Genomic DNA, 17,408 nt, shown 5'->3' with positions numbered 1-17,408 from the left:
ATATTTAGATTCAAACAATTGTTTTTGGTGTATAAACCCGATCCGGAATTATACTTCGCTATCACTTCCGGTACAGAGGCGGCTGGTGAGCCTCCTCGTGCTAACGTATTGCGGGGTCTCACCGATGCCTATCCTCCCACTGGAGTGATCGTGTATTTTCGGAGCTAAAATAGTGCATTGTTTGTCTTTTAATTAAGAAATTGGTTATGTCCCAACCTCAACCCTTTTACTTAAGTTAGGTGATGTATCTTGCAACTAATGGAAACGATTCAATCAAATCTACATACTATCTCTACGGAACTTTTAACAGCAGATTATTTGGAAAGCGAATACATTTTTGTGATTGGTTGCTCTACGAGTGAAGTAGCTGGTGAACATATTGGAACGGCGGGTAGTGAGGACATCGCAGCACATATTTTCCAAGCCATGCAAAAACTCCAATCCGATAAAGGAATCAGATTAGCATTTCAATGCTGTGAACATCTAAATCGAGCACTTGTTGTGGAACGTGAAACAATGGAGAAGTTCCAGCTGGAAGAAGTAGCGGTCGTACCTATACCAAAAGCTGGTGGCTCAATGGCTTCTTACGCATATAAGCATTTTAACAACCCAGTAGTAGTAGAAAAGATTCAGGCTCATGCAGGAATAGATATTGGAGAAACCATGATTGGTATGCATCTAAAGCATGTTGCAGTTCCAGTCCGTCTTAAGCAACGTTATATTGGAGATGCGCGTGTAAATGTGGCACGGACTCGACCAAAGCTTATTGGGGGTTCACGTGCAGTATATGATAGATTACAAGATACAAATTCTTGTACATAATATAACAACTAAATTGGGGAGGATTTACCGATGGAACATTTAATGCAGAATGATCACGAATTATTTGAGGCAATTCAAGCAGAAAAAAAGCGTCAGCAAAATAAGATTGAGCTTATTGCATCCGAAAATTTCGTTTCAGAGGCAGTAATGGAAGCGATGGGTTCTGTCTTAACGAATAAATATGCAGAAGGATATCCAGGTAAGCGTTATTATGGTGGTTGTGAGCATGTGGATGTAGTAGAAGACTTAGCTCGTGACCGTGCAAAAGAATTATTTGGAGCAGACCATGCGAATGTTCAACCGCACTCTGGTGCACAAGCAAATATGGCGGTTTATTTCTCTGTATTAGAGCCAGGTGATACAGTTCTAGGTATGAATCTAAACCATGGTGGTCATTTAACACATGGTAGCCCAGTTAATTTTAGTGGAACATTATATAACTTTGTCGATTACGGTGTGGAGAAAGAAACGGAGCAATTAGACTATGACAAAGTACTTGATAAAGCAAGAGAAGTAAAGCCAAAACTAATTGTAGCTGGGGCTAGTGCATATTCTCGTACTCTTGACTTTGCGAAATTCCGTGAAATTGCGGATGAGGTTGGTGCCTACCTAATGGTGGACATGGCTCACATTGCAGGGTTAGTTGCTGCTGGCTTACACCCTAATCCAGTACCATATGCAGATTTTGTAACCACAACAACACATAAGACATTACGTGGCCCACGTGGTGGGATGATTCTTTGTAAAGAAGAATATGCCAAAAAGATTGACAAAGCTGTTTTCCCTGGAATGCAAGGTGGTCCACTAATGCATATTATTGCAGCGAAAGCGACAGCATTTAAAGAAGCATTATCTGATGAATTCAAAGAATACTCTAAACAGATCATCGCAAATGCCAAGGCACTTGGTGAAGCCTTGGTAGAAGAGGGAATCCGTGTTGTATCTGGTGGAACTGACAATCATTTACTATTATTAGACGTTACGCCACTAGGCATCTCTGGAAAGGTTGCAGAGCATGTCCTAGATGAAATCGGAATTACTGTCAATAAAAACACGATTCCTTTTGACACAGAAAGCCCATTTGTAACAAGTGGTATCCGTATTGGTACACCGGCTGTTACCACACGAGGATTTAAGGAAGAAGAAATGCGTGAGATTGCCAGTATTATTTCGTTAACATTGAAGAACCATGAAGACGAAGCAGTGTTAAAAGAAGCGGCAGAGCGTGTATTAGCTCTAACGGAAAAATCACCGCTTTATGCATAATTTGGGCCTGCTTATTAGATAGAGATTGAGGAGCTTGTTTCCGTGAAACAAGCTCCTTTTTGGATAAAGAGGGGAGATAATATGCTTCAACGTTGGTTAGGTAATCAATTGAGACAGCCTAGAGGACTCTTTTCAAAATGGATTGGCAACTATATGCAAAAGGGAAATTTGACTATTAATCGTTGGACTACAGAAGTAATGGATTTAAAAGGAAAAGCGGTTATCCTAGAGATAGGAATTGGTAATGGCGCTACTTTACATGAGATAGTTAAAACCGTGGATATTGGCAGTGCTACTGGTATAGATATCTCAAATGAGATGCTTAAACAAGCAAGAAAACGAAATTTAAAATATATTGAACAAGGCCTAATGGAACTCCGTTATGGAGATGTGATGGACTTGCCTTTTGAAGATATTATTTTTGATAAAGTGTTTTCTATTCATACGATTTATTTCTGGATTGATCTAAACCGCTCCTTCTCTGAGATTCATAGAGTACTGAAACCCGGAGGAAAAGTTTATATATCCATTACGGATAGAGCTCAAATGGAAAAAATGCAAAGAACGAATTCCTTCACTTTATTAGATGTTACGGAGATAGAAAATCTATTACAGAGAAATCACTTTACTTCGGTAAAACGACATTCAAATGGTGTTTTTTGGTGTTTGGAAGCAACAAAAGGTTAGCGCAATCGGTAATACCAATTTCCATTGAGGTCGAAAAAAGAGTGTAACAAGTCATACGAGTTAGAGTTCTTTTTGTATCTCGTGGTTTTAATATATAATTTGCAAGAACTGAGTATTAATAAGACCTTCTTATGAAACTCGCGCGTATCAACCACAATTTAACGAGAGGACATCATAAATTCGCGCGAGTTTCTAGAAAACTAACGAGAGTTCTCCACGAACTTGCACCAGATGATAGAAGTCGCGTAAGGATGTTTCTGTCTCTCGCAAGTAACACCACAAGTCGCGTAGCAAACTAGAAACCTCTCTCGAGAAATACACTTAGTGGCTCGAGTGCAAGTACACTATTTCATCACGATAATCTTCCCCTTACACGACCATAAAAATTACGACTTCCTAACATTTACCACCTCAACCTTGAATAAGTACGTTTTTTTCAGTACAATTTTAAGGATGTAACTAAACAAATAAGGAGTGGTAGCCAAATGGGAAATGTACATGTTTTAGATCACCCGTTGATCCAACATAAATTATCGTTTATCCGTGACAAGAATACTGGTACAAAGGAATTTCGTGAATTAGTAGATGAGGTTGCAATGCTGATGGCATTTGAAATTACGCGTGACCTACCATTAGAAGAGACGACGATTGAAACGCCAGTCACTTCTACTAAAACGAAGGTGTTAGCTGGTAAGAAAATCGGACTAGTTCCTATTCTTCGTGCGGGTCTTGGAATGGTTGATGGGATGTTGAAGTTAATCCCTGCTGCTAAGGTTGGGCATGTTGGATTATATCGTGATCCGGAAACATTGAAGCCGGTAGAATATTACATAAAGCTACCTTCTGATATAGAAGAGCGTGAATTAATAGTTATTGATCCGATGCTAGCAACAGGTGGATCTGCTAAAGATGCTATTCAGTCGTTAAAAAATCGTGGTGCAAAAAATATTCGTCTGATGTGTTTAATCGCCGCGCCAGAAGGTGTAGAGGTAATTAAGGAAGCACATCCAGATGTAGATATTTATTTAGCTGCACTTGATGAAAAATTAGATGATCATGCTTATATCGTACCAGGTCTTGGGGATGCTGGTGACCGCTTGTACGGTACAAAATAATTCGGTAAATCGGAGTGGATATAGATGTCAAAACGCATCAAGGTGATGACAATTTTTGGGACAAGACCAGAAGCAATTAAAATGGCTCCGCTTGTCCTTGAATTGAAAAAGCGTACTGATGAGTTTGAAACAATCGTTACTGTAACAGCTCAGCACAGAGAAATGCTGGATCAGGTTTTAGAAATATTTAATATTACACCTGACATTGATTTGAATATTATGAAACAGAAGCAGACACTTGCTCAAATTACAACACGTGCATTAGAAGGCTTAGATGAAGTGATGAAAGAAACGAAGCCTGATATTGTTCTTGTACATGGTGATACGAGTACGACGTTTGTTGCTTCGCTTGCTGCGTATTATAATCAAATAGCAGTAGGCCATGTAGAAGCCGGCTTAAGAACTTGGAATAAGTACTCACCGTTCCCAGAGGAAATGAACCGCCAGCTTACAGGAGTTATGGCAGACTTACACTTCTCTCCTACGGAAAAGTCAAAACAGAATTTGCTAGATGAGAATAAGCCAGAGGATCGCATCTATGTAACTGGGAACACGGCAATTGATGCACTAAAGACTACAGTTGATGATAATTACAGTCATCCTATTCTAGATGAAATTAATGGAAAACGCCTCGTTTTAATGACTGCACACCGTCGTGAAAATCTTGGCGAAAATATGCAACAAATGTTCCGAGCAATTAAGCGCCTAGTTGAAGAGCATCAGGATATTCATGTTGTATATCCTGTACATTTAAATCCTGTTGTTCGAGATACGGCAAACGAGATTCTAGGAAATGACGAACGTATTCAGCTAATTGAGCCACTAGATGTTGTCGATTTCCACAACTTTGCTGCTCGTTCACATCTCATTCTAACCGATTCTGGTGGTGTACAAGAGGAAGCACCTTCATTAGGGGTACCAGTTCTTGTGTTGCGAGACACAACAGAACGACCAGAGGGAATAGAAGCAGGGACATTGAAGTTAGCTGGAACAGATGAAGATACGATCTTTAATCTAGCAAATGAATTATTGTCAGATCACGCAGCGCATGATAAGATGGCCAAAGCATCCAATCCATATGGAGATGGCGAGGCATCACGAAGAATTGCAGATGCGATTGTAGAATACTTTAAGTAATAATTAGCAGGACTCTTGTGAAAAGGGTCCTGTTTTTTTGTGCCGCTTAGCTATCATAGTCTTTCGGTTTGAATAAGTCCCCTTTACGTGACTAGGACAAATCTACTATAATGAAAGAATAGGAAAATAGATTTAGAAAGTAGGATCGGTTATGGGTGCATCGTTTTCTGGAATAGAATTAATGAAGCGGGCGATTTTTTCGCACCAATCAGCAATTCGTACAACCGGACATAATATAGCAAACGCAAATACGGATGGTTATTCCAGGCAGCGGGTAAATTATGTGGAGACAAATCCAATTAACGGTATGTCGCGCAATAGACTGGAGCTTCCTGGACAGATTGGTTCTGGGGTAGAAGTGAATGTTGTGGAAAGGCTACGTGTTCATTATACAGACTTCCAATTTCGTACCGAATCTAGTAAATACGGTTACTATCATACAAAGACAGAAGCACTAACTCGTATGGAATCGATTATGAACGAACCTTCTAAACAAGGTTTATCCCATACAATGGAATCCTTCTGGCAGTCCTTACAAGACTTAGCAGTGGACCCTACTAGTGAAGCTGCGCGATCTATTGTACGTCAGCGCGGTATTGCGGTAGCAGATACATTTAACCACTTACATACTTCTTTGACAACAGTGAAAAGACAACTAAAAGGCCAGTTGGTTGAGAAGGTTGAGAAGGTTAATACATTAGCTACTCAAATTAATGAATTAAATATGCAAATTGAGAAACTAGAAGGCAATGGTTATCTACCGAACGATTTATATGATGAACGGGATGGATTAGTAGACAAGCTATCAGAGTTAGTCAATATAAAGGTAACCGCCTATAAGAGTGGGAACGCTGCTATGGCAATTGCAGATGGGGTCTATTCCATAGAGATTATCGGTGATAATGGATATTCCATCTTTGGGAATACAAAGCTAGTAGATACTGATTTAAAGGTAGCTAACACGCTTTCTGTACAGGACGGAATAAAAGGTTCAGTTGGTTCTATCACATTAGGTTCTAGAACAATAACTGGGAATGATTTTACTTCGATGGGAGAAATTCAAGCATTGATAGAGCTACAAGGTTATGAAAATGCAAATGGAGAAGTCGAAGGAACATTCCCTTGGATGCTAGCTGAACTTGATAATATGGCATTCAACTATGCAGCGGCTTTTAATGAAATCCATGAAGCTGGTAACAGTACCTTCGAAAATGCGAATGCGCCTATGGACATCCCATTTTTCGCTGATAGCGTGCATGATAGAATTTCATCTTATAGTAGAGAGACGGCGGATGTCGTATTTGTAGTAGATAACAGTGGTAGTATGGGGGGGAAACTTGCAACTGTCGCTGATAAATTAGCCGAATTTGTTGGAGAACTTACAAAGGGAGACCAATTGAAGAATGTAAACCTTGGATTAGTAAAATATATCGAAAACTCTCAGTCTATCGTTTTTCCTGATAGTCAAGATATCTGGACCACCGACCTCGCTGAGTTCGAACAAGAGATAAAAAACCTTGAAATTAGTGGGGCTAGAGAAAATTTAATGGATGCTCTTAATGGGATTATTCCGGTTTATGGGACAAATGAGTCATTTAAACATATTATTTTTGTTACTGATGAATCAGATGATAGTTTACTAACCTCAGAGGATATACTGGATCAATTCAAGGAGCGAGGAATACAAATCCACGGAATATTTAATCCTAGCTTTCCATATAATCTGGAGGATGTCGAACATATCGTACAGGATACTGGTGGGACATCGGTAGATATTAATGCCACTGATTGGTCAGAACAATTAATCAATATTATCGGTACAAACATTCGAGAATACGTGGAAACTGCTGGTCAGGATGGGTTTGAGAAAGAGGGCTATGCGGGGCGTATAAAAGTTTCGGATGATGTCGTAAATGATATTAGTAAAATCGCAGCAGGTAAAGGTACTACAAATGGTGATGGTCAAAACGCCTTAGATTTAGCAAATGTTAGTGAGATGGATCTGCCGTTTAGTAGCGAATTTAGTGATTTCCGTACCTATTTTGGAAATATCATTGGTCAATTAGGTGTGATGACACAAGAAGCGATGCGAATGGAGGACAATACTTCCGTTCTCAGACATACTGTTTCCGAGAATAGACAATCGATTAGTTCGGTTTCACTAGATGAAGAGTTTACCAATCTAATACAGTTCCAACATGCATTTAACGCTGCATCCAGACAAATAACAGCAATGGATGAAGTATTAGACCGTATTATAAATAAAATGTAGGAGGAAGCATAAATTGCTTTCTTCTTTTTTATTGCCTACGCATGATTATTGTTCATTTTGTTTATGTATCAACATAGATGGATAATGGAATAATAGCTAAGGAAGGAGGGATAGATTGCGCTTTTTACAATTAGGATGTTTAACCCTGATTTTATACCTGTTTGGTGGTGGAAATGTTCTAGCTATGGAAGAACAGGAATCCATTATTATTGAGGTTACAGGGAATCCATTAGAACATAAGAAGTTTTTGGAAACCTATCATCCATTTATTGACGTGATTGCTACATATGATAAATTATTTAACGGACTTGCGTTGCAAGGTTCCCCCGATGACCTAGCAAGAATGGGGACTTTAGAGTTTGTAAAAGCCATTCATTCCGTCGAAACCTATCAAACAAACCAATACGAATCCCCACTAAAAACAATTGAGGATGTCGCAGAGGTGAGTCCAGAAATGATTGTTCCATCTGAACTAAATAATACAAGTTACACTGGAAAGGGCGTAGTGGTTGGTGTTGTCGATACCGGAATTGATTATAATCATCCCGACCTACAACATAACTACACAGGTGGGTATGATTTAGTAGATTTAGATGAGGATCCGATGGAGACACTCCCAGAAGAAGGGATGCCCACCAATCATGGGACACATGTCGCGGGTATTATTGCCGCAGATGGAAATATGCAAGGAGTTGCGCCAGATGCGGAAATTAGGGCTTACCGAGCATTAGGTCCTGGTGGTAGCGGAACCTCTGTACAAGTAATTGCTGCAATGGAACAAGCGGTTGAAGATGGTGTCGATGTGTTGAATCTTTCCCTCGGCAATTCGGTTAATGGCCCAGATTATCCAACTAGCACCGCTGTTAATCGGGCAGCTGAGCTTGGGGTAGCGGTTGTGATTGCGAATGGGAATAGTGGACCGGATAATTGGACTGTTGGTGCTCCAGCGACGGCATCTAAAGCGTTTTCGGTAGGGGCATATGCAAATGAACAGACAATTCCAGTATTATTTGATGCCTTAGCTAATAGGCGAATTGATCTTACACCAATGGTTGGCTCTAATCCATGGAAACTATCCATGGATTATGAAGTTGCTCTTTCCACATCAAATGATTTAACAGGGAAAATTGCTTTGATTGAAAGGGGAAAAATTCCTTTTTACGAATTAGCCAAAGAGGCTGAGCAAAAGGGAGCAATAGCAGCTGTTATTTACAATAACGAAGAAGGGACTTTTCAAGGAGCAATAACAAATAATGAGGAACCAATACAAATCCCAGTGGTGTCTATTTCGAGAGAAGATGGAAAATGGCTAAAGCGCTATGTAGAAAAAGAAAAACATCCTTATATCGATACCATTTATGATAAACAGGATAGCGGCATAGCGGAATTTAGTTCTAGAGGACCGGTAACCGTAAATTGGGAGATAAAGCCTGATATACTTGCGCCGGGAACCAATGTGCTCAGTACAGTCCCTGGTGGTTATTTAGCCCTTCAAGGTACCAGTATGGCTAGTCCGCATGTTGCGGGAGTGATTGCCATAATGAAGGAAGCAAAACCCAACTGGTCCAACGAGAAAATATTTGGTGCTTTAAAAACGACAGCAAATCGAATGATAGATGGGACTGGAGAACCGTATGAACCGATTATGCAAGGAATGGGAAATATTAATCCAAAGCGCGCTATGGAAACACCGACAATCATCTACAACCCATCACTGGCATTTGGGAAAATAACCGATTACCGTGAAACCAAAACCATCAACCTTATAGTTGAAAATACATCCAAAAAAACAAGGAAGTATTCTTTTAATCTCCCAACGAAACAGCGAAGTATTAGTTGGAATTTACCGATGCCTTTTACGGTTGAACCAGGAGAGAAAATCGAGGTTCCTCTTGAAATCAGTATTACTTCTAGACAATTGGAAAAGGGTATCCATCAAGGATGGCTTGAATTGCAATCTGAAGAAGAGACATACCATCTACCGTATTTGTTTATTAATGAAACGGCAAATTATCCAAAAGCGACAGGATTCGAGTTTTCCTTGAAATCCTTCTCTGATGATGAATTCGTCTATCGACTATATTTAACGGAAGAAACTCGAAGTGTAGAAGTGGAATTATACGACCCACACTCGCTAATCTATGATCGAACATTACTACGAATGGAAGATACAAAGCTAGGAATGAATGAGGGTTATCTTACAAAAAGGGATATAGGTGCACCTGGAAGGTATTTAGCTATCATTACTGTTCAATTAGAAGATGGAAGTTATGAAAGCTATGAAACGGAGTTGGAGATAGGACCAGACCTATAAAGAAGTTGGAAGAGAAGGTTTTGGGGCGTGGCCTCAAAACCTTCTCTTTGAACCGCGAGGAAAAGGTAAAAAATAACCTCATTATTACTTCTATTCGTTCACAAAAATGTCACCATTAGAACGATAGGATTCCGATATAATATAAGGAGAATTAAAAACTATACAGTTTATCACTAGTCATTTTTGAATGCAATATTAAGAATGCATGAAATATGTCAAAAATAGAGGGAAACCGATTGACAAGTAAAGGTAGGCTAATGTAAACTGACTTAGTGTGGAATAAGAATGATAGGGTTTCCAATTAACTGAAAATTATCGCGTTGTATCGAAAATACATAGTTTTCATTTTATTAAAACCTACTCCAACATTCCCCCCACAGAACTCTTTGTGAAAAGGAGTGTCCATCATGGGGAAAAAGCCACATCATGCAATTGTACTAACAAGTGCAGTATCTGCTAATTTAGCGGGTGGAACGATTCTAGGGATTTTCATAGGTGGCATGGTCGACAATTTGCTACACACAAAGCCAATTTTTACCATAATTGGGCTTCTGCTAGGACTGGCTGCTGGAATCTATGGAATGGTAACAGTTGTTAAGAAATTCACTGAAGCGGGAGACGAGTAAGGAATGACCAACACTGAAAAACAATATGCCCGTCAGCGTAAGTGGATGTTTTACCTACTAGCAGTATTCGTACTTGGGGCAGGATTTACTCCTTATTTACGAATTTTCCTCGGGCTTCTACTAGGAAGTGCCATAAGCTTCTATAATCTTTATCTATTACAAAAGAAAACAATTGAATTTACAGAAGCAGTCGCTAAAGAAGAAAAAGCGCGAGGACTAGGTACAGTATCAAGGTTTGCCGCAGTTGCATTAGCAGTCATAATTGCACTTCGCTACGAAGAGTATTTTCATATGATTGCCGTGATAATTGGATTAATGACTTCATACTTGGTCATTATGATAGATTTTATTAAGAACAAAAATCAGGACAGCGCTTGAAAGAGGGGTGAATAAGTATGGATCATGGGGCGCCGATAGTACATGACGTCTTTGGAATTAGCTGGCTCGATTTCAATTTATCGAATGTATTTATGATTATCGTAACATCAGCAATCGTTTTTGTCCTTTCCGTGTTAGGTGCTAGAAAGTTACAAATGAAACCAACTGGCGTACAAAATGTCATGGAATGGATTCTCGATTTTGTTAAAGGAATCGTAAATGACACAATGGATTGGAAGACAGGTAAGCTATTCTTACCATTAGCACTAACGCTATTTACTTACATTCTAGTAGGTAACATGTTAGGTGTTATCACTAACGGAGTATACAATGGTGAAGTTTGGTGGAAATCACCGACAGCGGATCCCGGTATTACCCTTACATTAGCAGCAATGGTAATTATCTTATCTCATTTCTATGGAATTAAACTACGTGGTGGAAAGAACTATGTTAAATCTTACTTCCAACCACTATGGCCACTATTCCCAATTAAAATTATTGAAGAATTCTCCAATACGTTAACATTAGGACTTCGTCTATTTGGTAACTTATATGCTGGGGAAGTTCTACTAGCATTACTAGTTAGTATGACTGCAGGCAGTGTTTGGGGATTCATTGGTGGTGCAATTCCATTCTTAGCATGGCAAGGTTTCTCTGTATTTATCGGAGGTATCCAAGCATTTATCTTCACAATGCTTTCTATGGTATACATTTCGCATAAAGTTAGTGAAGAACATTAATCAGATTAATTGACCAGTTTTAATAGAACTCTGTTAAAACCGGAAATTATTATTAAAAAAATTATATTTATATTTTAAGGAGGATTTTATATTATGTCAGGAGCATTAGCAGCAGCAATAGCGGTAGGTTTAGCAGCACTTGGTGCAGGTATTGGTAACGGTTTAATCGTTAGTAAAACAGTTGAAGGGATCGCTCGTCAACCTGAGCTTAAAGGTCAACTTCAAACTACTATGTTTATCGGTGTAGGTCTAGTAGAGGCAATGCCTATCATCGCGGTAGTAATCGCATTAATGGTAATGTAATAATTTTATCAAACTTGAAAATGGCGAAGATGTCCTATAAAACTTCGCCGTTGTTTTTACCTGAGTAATAAAATAGTAGTTTTATTGTTGAAGATTGATGGTATGAATCAGGTTGAAAGGAGTGAATTCGGTGCAAGCATTCACTATATACGCCGCTTTAGGTGGATTTCATGTTGGTGATATGATCGTACAACTAATCTTCTTCCTCATTTTACTAGCCCTAGTTGGTAAGTTCGCATGGGGTCCAGTAATGAACATGATGAAGAAGCGTGAAGAATATGTAGCAAGCGAAATCGAAGCTGCAGAACAAAGCCGTATCGAGGCTGAGAAGGCTGCAAAAGAAGCTACAGACCAATTAAAACAAATGAAATTAGAAGCTCAAAAAATTATTGAAGATGCAAAAAATGCTGGTGTGAAGCAGGAACAAGATATTATTGAAGCTGCAAGACAGGAAGCAGATCGCATCAAAAAGGCAGCTCAAGAAGAAATTCAAAACGAAAAAGAAAAAGCACTTCAAGCACTTCAAGATCAAGTTGCGTCCTTATCTGTTCTTATTGCAAGTAAAGTAATTGAGAAAGAATTAAGTGCACAAGATCAAGAGAAGCTGATTAACGAATACATTAAAGAGGTAGGAGAAGAGCGATGAGTGAAGCAGTAGTTGCAAAACGTTACGCAGATGCTCTTTATCAACTCGGTAGTGAAAAATCAACACTTAACATCCTAGTGAATGAATTAGGTGTTGTGAAACAAGTCTTTAATGAGAATAGTGAATTAACTTCGTTCTTAGCACACCCACGCGTTACAAACGTGAAAAAACAACAATTTCTAACAGAAGTATTTGCAGGGGTGTCTCAAGATGTATTAAATACATTGAAGATCCTTGTAGAACGTCACCGTGTAGGTATCGTTCCAGAAATTGCGGATTCATTTGAAGCGCTTGTAAACGAAGCAAGTGGTGTAGCACAAGGAACAGTATATTCTGTTCGTGAGTTATCTGATGCTGAACGATCAGATCTTGAAAAATCATTTGCAAAACGTCTGAATAAATCAGTTGTCAAGCTTGTAAACGTAATAGACCCTTCCATTGTTGGTGGTATGAAAATCCGTATGGGGAACACCATTTTCGATGGAACGATTAGTGGGAAATTACGTCGTATTGAGCAAAATATTAAACTTGCGAACATTTGATGATAGGGGTGAAATGGTATGAGCATCAAAGCTGAAGAAATCAGTAAACTGATAAAACAGCAAATCGAAAATTTCGATTCAGATATTGAAGTAAGTGATGTCGGAACAGTTATTGAAATTGGGGACGGTATCGCACGTGCTCACGGTCTTGACAATGTCATGTCTGGAGAGCTTGTTGAATTTTCAAATGGTGTAATGGGTATGGCGCAGAACTTAGAAGAGTCAAACGTCGGTATCGTAATTCTAGGCCCTTACACAGAAATTAAAGAAGGCGACGAAGTTCGTCGTACAGGACGTATCATGCAAGTACCAGTTGGTGAGGAGCTAATTGGTCGTGTTGTTAACCCATTAGGACAACCAATTGATGGTGGGAAGCCAATTGAAACTAGCAAGACTCGTCCGATCGAATCTCCTGCTCCAGGAGTAATGGATCGTAAATCGGTTCATGAACCACTTCAAACAGGTATTAAAGCGATTGACGCACTAGTACCAATCGGGCGTGGACAACGTGAGCTTATTATCGGGGACCGTCAAACAGGTAAAACAACTGTAGCGGTTGACACAATCCTAAACCAAAAAGACCAAGACATGATTTGTATCTATGTTGCGATTGGTCAAAAAGAATCAACGGTTCGTGGAACGGTTGAAACATTTCGCCGTTACGGTGCATTAGACTACACGATCGTTGTAGCTGCGGGTGCATCTGATCCGGCTCCATTATTATACCTTGCTCCATATACTGGTGTAACAATGGGTGAAGAGTTCATGTACAATGGCAAGCACGTACTTGTTGTATATGATGACTTATCAAAACAAGCAGCAGCATATCGTGAGCTTTCCCTATTACTTCGTCGTCCTCCAGGTCGTGAAGCATTCCCAGGGGATGTATTCTATTTACACTCACGTTTATTAGAGCGTGCGGCTAAGCTTAGTGATGCAAAAGGTGGCGGTTCTTTAACGGCACTACCATTTGTTGAAACACAAGCAGGCGATATCTCTGCATACATTCCAACAAACGTAATCTCTATTACGGATGGACAGATTTTCTTACAATCTGACTTATTCTTCTCTGGAGTACGCCCAGCGATTAACGCAGGTTTATCTGTATCGCGTGTTGGTGGTTCCGCACAAATCAGAGCGATGAGAAACGTAGCTGGTACATTACGCCTAGACCTTGCTTCGTATCGTGAATTAGAGGCATTTGCTCAGTTTGGTTCTGACCTTGATAAAACAACACAAGCAAAACTTAACCGTGGAGCTCGTACAGTAGAAGTTCTAAAGCAAGGATTACACAAGCCACTTAAGGTAGAGTATCAGGTAATGATTATTTTTGCTCTAACAAATGGATTCTTAGATGATATCCCTGTTGAAGATATTACTCGCTTCGAGTCTGAATTCAACTTATGGTTAGATAATAATAAGCCTGAATTACTGACTGTAATTCGTGAAACTGGAAACCTACCAGAAGTAGAAGATTTAAACAGTGCTGTCGAAGCATTCAAAAAAACATTTTTAACAACAGAAAATTAATAAATACCTTTAAGAGTAATGAGTAGAAAGCTTAGGGGTTCCATTGAACACTTAAGCTTTTTACTCCCGCTCTGAAGCGAAAGGGTGGTGAAAGAGCTTGGCATCACTTAGAGATATAAAAAAACGTATTGATTCCACTACGAAAATGAAAAAAATCACGAAAGCGATGGAAATGGTTTCAGCATCTAAGATGAATAAAGCAGAGCAAAACGCTAAAGCATTTGTTCCTTATAGTGAAAAAATGCAAGAGGTTGTTGCTAGTATCGCAAAAAATACTGACGCTAGTCATCCAATGCTTCAAACCCGTGAAGTGAAAAAAACTGGTTATATTGCTATTACTGCTGATAGTGGTTTAGCAGGTGCGTATAACGCAAACATTTTACGGAATCTACGAAATACGATCGAACAAAATCACAAGTCTTCTGATGAATATACGGTAATCGCTATTGGTAGAATGGCGGTTGACTTCTGTAAGAAGCGTAATGTACCAATGGCAAGAAGTATTATCGGACTTCCAGACCAACCATCATTTGCAACGATTAAGGACATCGCTTCTGAAACTGTGCAAATGTATAGTGATGGTGAAATTGATCGTTTAGTTATTATTTATAACCATTATGTTAGTGCAATATCTCAAGTAGTTACAACGAACCAGTTATTGCCGATTGAAAATATGGATGTTTCTGGATCAAGTAGCCAATATGAATATGAACCTGGTGAGGAACAAATTTTAGCAGTACTTTTACCACAGTATGCTGAAAGTCTAATCTATGGTGCATTACTTGATGCAAAAGCAAGTGAGCATGCTGCACGTATGACGGCTATGCGTAGTGCAAGTGATAACGCATCAGACTTAATTGATGGTCTATCCTTGACTTATAACCGTGCACGCCAAGCAGCAATCACACAGGAAATTACCGAGATTGTTGGGGGAGCAAGCGCTCTAGAATAATCTTGATAAAAGTAAGTTAGGAGGGTAATCAATGAGCAAAGGACACGTTACACAAGTAATGGGACCAGTCGTTGACGTTCGATTTGATGACGACAAGCTCCCTGAAATTTATAACGCATTAAATGTCAAACTAGCTGAAGGAAGCTTAACATTAGAAGTTGCACTTCATCTAGGTGACAATTCTGTTCGTACAATTGCGATGGCATCAACTGATGGCTTGCAACGTGGTATGGAAGTAGAAAACCTTGGTAGACCTATATCTGTACCAGTTGGTGAGGTTACATTAGGCCGTGTATTTAACGTATTAGGAGAGAAAATTGATTTGGATCCTGCATTACCAGAAGGAATTCGCTTGGATCCAATACACCGTGAACCACCTGAATTTGAAGACCTATCAACAGAAACTGAAATTCTTGAAACAGGAATTAAAGTTGTTGACTTGTTAGCACCTTACATTAAAGGTGGTAAAATTGGTCTATTCGGCGGTGCGGGTGTAGGTAAAACTGTATTAATCCAAGAATTAATTAACAATATTGCTCAAGAACACGGGGGGATCTCCGTATTTGCAGGTGTTGGAGAACGTACTCGTGAAGGTAACGATCTATATTATGAGATGAAAGACTCCGGTGTTATTGCAAAGACTGCAATGGTATTCGGACAAATGAACGAACCACCAGGTGCTCGTATGCGTGTAGCATTAACAGGTTTAACAATGGCGGAATACTTCCGTGATGAGCAAGGTGCAGACGTACTACTATTCATTGATAATATTTTCCGTTTCACACAAGCTGGTTCTGAGGTATCCGCCCTACTAGGTCGTATGCCATCAGCCGTTGGTTATCAACCAACACTAGCAACTGAAATGGGTCAATTACAAGAACGTATTACTTCAACTAGAAAAGGTTCTGTTACTTCTATTCAAGCAATATATGTACCAGCCGATGACTATACTGACCCGGCTCCAGCTACAACGTTCGCTCACTTAGATGCAACGACTAACTTAGAGCGTAAGCTTTCTGAGCAAGGTATTTATCCTGCAGTTGATCCACTTGCATCAACATCACGTGCCCTTGACCCTGAAATTGTTGGTCAAGAACACTATGAAGTTGCACGTGGAGTTCAAGCTACGCTGCAAAAGTATCGTGAATTACAAGACATCATCGCTATCCTTGGAATGGATGAACTTTCTGATGAAGATAAATTAACGGTAGCTCGTGCACGTCGCATCCAGTTCTTCTTATCACAAAATCTGCATGTGGCAGAACAATTTACTGGTCAACCAGGATCTTACGTGCCAGTAAAAGAAACTGTTAGAGGATTTAAAGAAATCTTAGATGGTAAGTATGATGACCTTCCAGAAGATGCATTTCGTCTAGTTGGTCGTATTGAAGAAGTTGTTGAAAAAGCGAAAAGCATGGAATAATAATAAGGCTTAATGGGGGAACTGTCCCTCAGGTAGTCTTTTAGGAGGGGTTACATTGAAAACACTAACTGTGAGTGTTGTTACTCCTGATGGCCCTGTTTTAGAAGATACGTATGAAATGGTTAGCTGTAAAGCAGAAAATGGAGAACTAGGTATATTACCAGGGCATATTCCATTGGTTGCTCCACTGTCGATTAGCGCTGTTCGCTTAAAGCGTGAATCTGGTGAAGAAAAGCTAGCTATTAACGGCGGATTTTTAGAGGTTCGACCAGATAAAGTAACAATACTTGCGCAATCTGCCGAAAAGCCTCTAGATATCGATGTAGCGCGAGCTCAAGCAGCAAAAGAACGTGCTGAACGTCGTCTTCAGTCAAAAGAAGATCATATCGATCGAGTAAGGGCAGAATTAGCACTCAGAAGAGCAGCTAACCGTTTGAATGTTGCTCAATCATAAACTTTATAAAAAATCTTCACAGCGATAAGCTGTGAAGGTTTTTTTATATTCTATGAAATAACTTATAGTTAAATTACATCGGTTGCACAGGTTATAAGTTCAGAATATGAAGAACAAGGTAAATATCATAGTTATAAACACTTAAAGAACATTAGTATATTACAAGTAAATACTTAAAAAATTTCGTAAAATTCCAATTCA

17 protein-coding genes are annotated in these 17,408 nt (G+C 39.4%); all 17 read left to right on the top strand.

Going from position 1 to position 17,408, the window contains the following annotated elements:
• The first annotated feature begins 258 nt into the window (after positions 1 to 258).
• The 17 genes from G5W_RS0119660 to G5W_RS0119580 all read left to right on the top strand — a co-directional run bounded on the left by G5W_RS0119660 (position 259) and on the right by G5W_RS0119580 (position 17,207).
• Positions 259 to 822, top strand: coding sequence for a TIGR01440 family protein (locus G5W_RS0119660; protein ID WP_033445798.1), 564 nt, complete (start codon positions 259 to 261; stop codon positions 820 to 822).
• 30 nt (positions 823 to 852) lie between these two features.
• Positions 853 to 2,088 (top strand): serine hydroxymethyltransferase, encoded by a 1,236-nt coding sequence (locus G5W_RS0119655; protein WP_010099448.1) that lies wholly within the window; start codon positions 853 to 855, stop codon positions 2,086 to 2,088.
• An 81-nt stretch (positions 2,089 to 2,169) separates the two neighbouring features.
• Positions 2,170 to 2,775, top strand: a complete 606-nt coding sequence (locus tag G5W_RS0119650; RefSeq protein WP_010099447.1) for a class I SAM-dependent methyltransferase — start codon at positions 2,170 to 2,172, stop codon at positions 2,773 to 2,775.
• A gap of 485 nt (positions 2,776 to 3,260) precedes the next feature.
• Positions 3,261 to 3,890 carry a uracil phosphoribosyltransferase gene (gene upp / locus G5W_RS0119645; RefSeq protein ID WP_010099446.1) on the top strand — a complete coding sequence of 210 codons (630 nt, stop codon included), beginning with the start codon at positions 3,261 to 3,263 and terminating at the stop codon, positions 3,888 to 3,890.
• Between the two features lie 24 nt (positions 3,891 to 3,914).
• Positions 3,915 to 5,027: a non-hydrolyzing UDP-N-acetylglucosamine 2-epimerase gene (gene wecB, locus G5W_RS0119640; protein ID WP_010099445.1), complete on the top strand. Its 1,113-nt coding sequence runs from the start codon at positions 3,915 to 3,917 to the stop codon at positions 5,025 to 5,027.
• A 151-nt stretch (positions 5,028 to 5,178) separates the two neighbouring features.
• Positions 5,179 to 7,299 carry a flagellar hook-associated protein FlgK gene (flgK, locus tag G5W_RS23045; protein WP_010099443.1) on the top strand — a complete coding sequence of 707 codons (2,121 nt, stop codon included), beginning with the start codon at positions 5,179 to 5,181 and terminating at the stop codon, positions 7,297 to 7,299.
• A 115-nt stretch (positions 7,300 to 7,414) separates the two neighbouring features.
• The gene (locus G5W_RS0119630; RefSeq protein WP_010099441.1) at positions 7,415 to 9,613 is read left to right on the top strand and encodes a S8 family serine peptidase; all 2,199 of its coding nucleotides are present in this window, start codon (positions 7,415 to 7,417) and stop codon (positions 9,611 to 9,613) included.
• A 407-nt stretch (positions 9,614 to 10,020) separates the two neighbouring features.
• On the top strand, positions 10,021 to 10,239 hold the full coding sequence (locus tag G5W_RS0119625) for an AtpZ/AtpI family protein (RefSeq protein WP_010099439.1): 219 nt from the start codon (positions 10,021 to 10,023) through the stop codon (positions 10,237 to 10,239).
• Between the two features lie 3 nt (positions 10,240 to 10,242).
• Entirely contained in the window at positions 10,243 to 10,617 is a 375-nt protein-coding gene (locus G5W_RS0119620; protein ID WP_010099437.1) for an ATP synthase subunit I, read from the top strand.
• 17 nt (positions 10,618 to 10,634) lie between these two features.
• On the top strand, positions 10,635 to 11,357 hold the full coding sequence (gene atpB / locus G5W_RS0119615; RefSeq protein WP_010099435.1) for a F0F1 ATP synthase subunit A: 723 nt from the start codon (positions 10,635 to 10,637) through the stop codon (positions 11,355 to 11,357).
• A gap of 93 nt (positions 11,358 to 11,450) precedes the next feature.
• Positions 11,451 to 11,660: a F0F1 ATP synthase subunit C gene (gene atpE, locus G5W_RS0119610; protein WP_010099433.1), complete on the top strand. Its 210-nt coding sequence runs from the start codon at positions 11,451 to 11,453 to the stop codon at positions 11,658 to 11,660.
• Between the two features lie 130 nt (positions 11,661 to 11,790).
• Entirely contained in the window at positions 11,791 to 12,306 is a 516-nt protein-coding gene (atpF, locus tag G5W_RS0119605) for a F0F1 ATP synthase subunit B (protein ID WP_010099431.1), read from the top strand.
• Positions 12,303 to 12,848, top strand: a complete 546-nt coding sequence (locus tag G5W_RS0119600) for a F0F1 ATP synthase subunit delta (protein WP_010099429.1) — start codon at positions 12,303 to 12,305, stop codon at positions 12,846 to 12,848. The genes atpF and G5W_RS0119600 overlap by 4 nt, the downstream gene beginning before the upstream one ends.
• Before the next feature lie 18 nt (positions 12,849 to 12,866).
• Positions 12,867 to 14,378, top strand: coding sequence for a F0F1 ATP synthase subunit alpha (atpA, locus tag G5W_RS0119595; protein ID WP_010099301.1), 1,512 nt, complete (start codon positions 12,867 to 12,869; stop codon positions 14,376 to 14,378).
• Positions 14,379 to 14,475: 97 nt separating this feature from the next.
• Positions 14,476 to 15,330 (top strand): ATP synthase F1 subunit gamma, encoded by an 855-nt coding sequence (gene atpG, locus G5W_RS0119590; RefSeq protein ID WP_010099299.1) that lies wholly within the window; start codon positions 14,476 to 14,478, stop codon positions 15,328 to 15,330.
• A 31-nt stretch (positions 15,331 to 15,361) separates the two neighbouring features.
• Entirely contained in the window at positions 15,362 to 16,753 is a 1,392-nt protein-coding gene (gene atpD / locus G5W_RS0119585) for a F0F1 ATP synthase subunit beta (RefSeq protein WP_010099297.1), read from the top strand.
• A 55-nt stretch (positions 16,754 to 16,808) separates the two neighbouring features.
• A complete protein-coding gene (locus tag G5W_RS0119580) occupies positions 16,809 to 17,207 on the top strand; it encodes a F0F1 ATP synthase subunit epsilon (protein ID WP_010099296.1) in 399 nt (132 codons plus the stop codon).
• Positions 17,208 to 17,408 lie beyond the last annotated feature (201 nt).

It is taken from the genome of Ornithinibacillus scapharcae TW25 (genome assembly GCF_000190475.1).
In the GTDB taxonomy this organism is placed as follows: Bacteria; Bacillota; Bacilli; order Bacillales; family Amphibacillaceae; genus Ornithinibacillus; species Ornithinibacillus scapharcae.
The sequence above is the reverse complement of the archived record's forward strand: the minus strand, read 5'-3'. Positions and strand labels throughout refer to the sequence as shown.

Excerpts from the sequence above, each read along its gene's own strand:
- atpE (WP_010099433.1), top strand. The coding sequence starts at position 11,451 with ATGTCAGGAGCATTAGCAGCAGCAATAGCGGTAGGTTTAGCAGCACTT.
- atpD (WP_010099297.1), top strand. The coding sequence starts at position 15,362 with ATGAGCAAAGGACACGTTACACAAGTAATGGGACCAGTCGTTGACGTT.
- G5W_RS0119600 (WP_010099429.1), top strand. The coding sequence starts at position 12,303 with ATGAGTGAAGCAGTAGTTGCAAAACGTTACGCAGATGCTCTTTATCAA.
- G5W_RS0119655 (WP_010099448.1), top strand. The coding sequence starts at position 853 with ATGGAACATTTAATGCAGAATGATCACGAATTATTTGAGGCAATTCAA.
- G5W_RS0119650 (WP_010099447.1), top strand. The coding sequence starts at position 2,170 with ATGCTTCAACGTTGGTTAGGTAATCAATTGAGACAGCCTAGAGGACTC.
- upp (WP_010099446.1), top strand. The coding sequence starts at position 3,261 with ATGGGAAATGTACATGTTTTAGATCACCCGTTGATCCAACATAAATTA.
- atpA (WP_010099301.1), top strand. The coding sequence starts at position 12,867 with ATGAGCATCAAAGCTGAAGAAATCAGTAAACTGATAAAACAGCAAATC.
- atpB (WP_010099435.1), top strand. The coding sequence starts at position 10,635 with ATGGATCATGGGGCGCCGATAGTACATGACGTCTTTGGAATTAGCTGG.
- G5W_RS0119625 (WP_010099439.1), top strand. The coding sequence starts at position 10,021 with ATGGGGAAAAAGCCACATCATGCAATTGTACTAACAAGTGCAGTATCT.
- wecB (WP_010099445.1), top strand. The coding sequence starts at position 3,915 with ATGTCAAAACGCATCAAGGTGATGACAATTTTTGGGACAAGACCAGAA.
- G5W_RS0119620 (WP_010099437.1), top strand. The coding sequence starts at position 10,243 with ATGACCAACACTGAAAAACAATATGCCCGTCAGCGTAAGTGGATGTTT.
- flgK (WP_010099443.1), top strand. The coding sequence starts at position 5,179 with ATGGGTGCATCGTTTTCTGGAATAGAATTAATGAAGCGGGCGATTTTT.
- G5W_RS0119660 (WP_033445798.1), top strand. The coding sequence starts at position 259 with ATGGAAACGATTCAATCAAATCTACATACTATCTCTACGGAACTTTTA.